This is a genomic window from Novosphingobium sp. KN65.2, from assembly GCF_001368935.1.
Classification (GTDB): Bacteria; Pseudomonadota; Alphaproteobacteria; order Sphingomonadales; family Sphingomonadaceae; genus Novosphingobium; species Novosphingobium mathurense.
Map to the genome: position 1 here is coordinate 1 of NZ_CCBH010000129.1, position 544 is coordinate 544.

Annotated in this window: 1 protein-coding gene; it reads right to left on the reverse strand. The window is 56.1% G+C overall.

Annotated elements, in window-relative coordinates; translation table 11 throughout:
* Window positions 1–123 precede the first annotated feature (123 nt).
* Window positions 124–544, reverse strand: a 421-nt coding sequence (locus tag SPHV1_RS04620; protein ID WP_231634523.1) for a hypothetical protein, incomplete at its 5' end; no start/stop codon positions are given.

The window sequence follows — 544 nt, forward strand, 5'->3', positions numbered from 1 at the left end:
ATGCTTCACCCCGCGCCTTGTCGGCATCGCCCATGTAGCCGTGCACGTAGAGGGTGGAGACGCACAGTTCGAGGCGCTCTTCCCAGGTCTGGTTGGTCCAGTCTGTTGCGGGGTCGGTGAGGGTCACTTCTCGCCCCCTTCGCCGATCTGCTTGTCCAGCCATGCGTCAAGGGCCTTGAGAGCCTTACCCGCCGTCTGAGACTTGAGGACATCCTCGCCAAGTTCACTGGCGGCGATGGCGTAGATGGTATTTCGACTGGGAATGACGGACGCGGTGATCCCGCAAACGACCGCTACCAGTGCTGTAACCTTGGCAAAACCGCCAAGGGTATTGTGTATCTTCTCATGGGCTGCAGTCTTTTTCTCTTGATCCTCCCACGAAAATATTCTGGGCTGGTCATACGTGGAAAACCATCCCACCATTAAACCAACGAAGGCCAAGAAACCGAAAAATGCGATCATGCCCAGAAGTGCCGATACACTCTGGCTCACGTCTGCGGCGTAAAGCATCCAGCTAAGGTTGTTCACTTCTTCCCTCCCACCA